Origin of the sequence: Methanocalculus sp., assembly GCF_030651615.1 — an archaeon.
GTDB lineage: Archaea > Halobacteriota > Methanomicrobia > Methanomicrobiales > Methanocorpusculaceae > Methanocalculus.
The window spans coordinates 1-3,163 of the sequence record NZ_JAUSCG010000234.1 but is presented as its reverse complement, the minus strand read 5'-3'; the positions used below and the strand labels follow the sequence as shown (position 1 = coordinate 3,163).

Annotated in this window: 2 protein-coding genes and 2 pseudogenes; 2 read left to right on the top strand and 2 right to left on the bottom strand. The window is 49.6% G+C overall.

The annotated features are described in order from the left end of the window. Window positions 1-419: pseudogene (locus Q7V06_RS09745) on the top strand (ribosome biogenesis/translation initiation ATPase RLI); the annotation flags it as partial. Between the two features lie 161 nt (window positions 420-580). On the opposite strand, the gene Q7V06_RS09740 reads toward Q7V06_RS09745, so the two are convergent. Continuing rightward, window positions 581-1,921 (bottom strand): deoxyribodipyrimidine photo-lyase, encoded by a 1,341-nt coding sequence (locus Q7V06_RS09740; RefSeq protein ID WP_304841011.1) that lies wholly within the window; start codon window positions 1,919-1,921, stop codon window positions 581-583. An 80-nt stretch (window positions 1,922-2,001) separates the two neighbouring features. Between Q7V06_RS09740 and Q7V06_RS09735 the strand changes: the two genes are divergently transcribed. Then, complete coding sequence (locus tag Q7V06_RS09735) at window positions 2,002-2,880, top strand: A/G-specific adenine glycosylase (RefSeq protein ID WP_304841009.1); 879 nt, start codon at window positions 2,002-2,004, stop codon at window positions 2,878-2,880. Here the strand turns inward: Q7V06_RS09735 and Q7V06_RS09730 are convergent. Next, a pseudogene (locus tag Q7V06_RS09730) lies at window positions 2,881-3,163 on the bottom strand (pyridoxamine 5'-phosphate oxidase family protein); the annotation flags it as partial. It lies immediately after the preceding gene.

The window sequence follows — 3,163 nt, the reverse complement described above, 5'->3', positions numbered from 1 at the left end:
CAGGAGGAGAACTCCAGCGTCTTGCCATTGCACTCTGCCTCTCGCAGGATGCCGATCTCTATATCCTTGACGAACCAAGCGCCCATCTGGATGTCGAACAGAGGATGAAGGTTGTCAGGATGATGAAACATTTCGCAGAAGGAAAAGAAGTCGGAGTTCTTGTGATCGATCATGACATGTACCTCATTGATATGCTTTCTGAGCGGATTCTTGTCTTTGAAGGTCAGCCTGCAGTCTCCGGATCTGCCTTCGGCCCGTTTGGCATGCAGGAAGGAATGAACAGATTCCTCAAAAACCTCGGGATCACATTCCGGCGTGACAAGAGCGGAAGACCGAGGATCAATAAGCTTGGATCGTTCCTTGATCGGGACCAGAAATCACAGGGAGAGTATTACTATGCTATCCCCTCTGAGGATTAGGAAGAGTAAATGGAGATAGTAATAACTCCATTTATTACCGGCTATGCTTCTTGGGCAACATACGTTACAACAGGTGAAATGACGATCTTTGAGTACATGCCCGGTGGATAATCAATCAGAAGACCTTTTTTTGGAGAGTTGAATGATTCTAACAGATACAATCAGCGATCATGTACACGTTCTTCGACCCGCTCCAGGTATCCCCGCATATCCCCTTTTCGAAGCAGACCGTTCGCATTCATATACCTGACTTTTCCAAAGATCGGCCGCTCCTTCCATGCCCGGTCATGCTTGCCGAAACACCAGGCGACTCCGGCATATCCGTTTGGATCCCGACCATCGAGCTCAAACTCATTATTGAGGATAACCGCATGCCGATACGCCATCTCAGGTGTCTCAGACCATTCAAGGATCTTCTTCCCCCAGTACATCCGCATGTAATTATGCATACAGCCGGTGAAGATCATCTCTTTTTGAGCCGTGTTCCAGAAGGGATCATGGGTCTCTGCCCGCCGGAGCTCATCAAGTGAATAGGCATACTCACGGCGATCTTTTGCATGCTCGGTAAGTGTTGTGTAAGCCCAGGCAGGAAGGCAATCAATCTGATCATAGCGATCATTATACCAGACGAAGTTTACCGCAAGCTCCCGCCGGACGATAAGCTCTTCCAGAAAACCACTCCGGCCGGCTGCTGCCCGCGCCACCTCAATTGGGGATATCTGGCCGAAGTGGAGATACGGTGAGAGGCCTGAAGTTACCTCCCGGCCAGGATCATTTCTTGCTGTATCATAGAGGTGGGCAGGCGCTTCAAGAAATGCTTTGAGCCGTTGAATCGCCACGATTCGCCCGCCTCGTGCAATATGCCTCTCTTCAGGGGTGAAGTGGCCGATCCGGTTTAATATACCATCAATATCAGAGAGGTTGAGATCAGATCTCCCAACATTCAGCGATGGATTCTTCAAAGCTACCTTATCAACGGGATGAATGAAATCTCCAATCTGCGGAGTTATTTTTCGCCTGAGGGTAGCAGCTGACCACTCCTCTTTGATTGATGCCGAACGGACAGGCACGACCATATCCGACTCAACCTCAATCACTGAACAATGCAGCTGCTCAACAATAGCATGCCGCCATGCCCGTTCATGCCTGAGATACCCGCGATCAGAGATGAGAATTGCTGCATCTTCAGCAGAACGAAGAACCTCTACGGCAGGATCCCCGATCACTGTAAGAAGCAGTATCCCCCTTTCACGCAATCTCTCCTGAGTCTCCGATAAACCCTCAAGCATGAACCTGAATGTTCGCCCTGTCGCATCCGGGTACTTGGGATCGATACAGAAGATAACCACCAGAGGAAGAGATCGCCTGTTCGCCTCAAGAACCGCATACTCAAGGGCATGGTTCTCTTCAGCCCGGCAGGATCTCTGCATCCAGTAAATCACCCGATCCCCATTGGTCGAAACGTTACTTCGATAATGAATGCGTCCAGGTTCGATCATCATCCTCTTCTTCTCCTTAATTTGACAATAATCCTCTGCCTGATCAGAGAAGTATTTGTTCATAGAAGAACGAATAATTCTTAGTGAACTGCACCCCCGATCAGAACCAGAGAGAGGAAGCACTTCTGAAAGCTGCAAAGACAGGACCAACTCAGGAAGCCATCACACTCTTTCAGGATCTGGTCCTCTCGTATTACCATGAACATGGTCGTGACCTCCCCTGGCGCGACACCACGAACCCGTATAAGATTCTTGTCTCAGAGATCATGCTCCAGCAGACACAGGTCGAACGGGTCATCCCGAAGTATAAAGCATTTCTTGCAACCTTCGAAACGATCGATCAACTTGCAGCAGCTCCTCTTTCAGAGGTGCTCACAGCATGGTCGGGACTTGGTTACAACAGGCGTGCGATCAATCTCCAGAGAACAGCCGGCATCATCAGGAACGAGCATAACGGTTATCTTCCGAAAAACCCCGATACTCTCGCAACCTTTCCGGGTATCGGGAAGGCGACCGCCGCTGCCATCTGTGCTTATGCCTTCAATATGCCAGTCGTCTATATAGAAACGAACATCAGGCGGGTCTTCATCCATTTCTTCTTCCAGGATCAGGTTAACATCCCGGATACGGATATCCTGCCAGTCATCGAAGCAGCACTCGATAGAGAGAACCCAGGGGTTTGGTACAGTGCCCTGATGGATTACGGCACTCTCCTGAAACTGCGACTGAAGAATCCAAACCAGCGGAGCAGACACTACACCCGACAGGCACCCTTCGCCGGATCAGACCGCGAAATCCGTGGGAAGATCCTTCGCCTCCTCATAGAGAGAACAAAGATGGAGAGAAGATCTCTCATCCGATCACTTGACACAGATGAAGTACGGGTTGAAAAGGTGCTTCAGGACCTCTGGAAGGAGGGATTTGTACAGGAAGATGCTGGCCTCTACTCGATAAAAAAATGATTATACATTCTTCAATGCAACGATATCCTTCACTCCGGTCAGCTTCCAGACCATTGACCGCTCTTCACGTGCAATCGCCTCAGGCGGATCCTGTGGCGAATGGCCGAGGGCTGCAAGTATATTATTCGAGAGATGCCGTTCCTTGATAAGATCAACGAACTTCTGCCGGATGATCTTCTTATCAATAGAGTCTGTAAGCTCCTCGATTCGCCCCTGCATTGTAACAAAGGTATAACAGGAGAGGTCCTTTGAGTACTTTTCCACCTCGACTGATACATAAGGG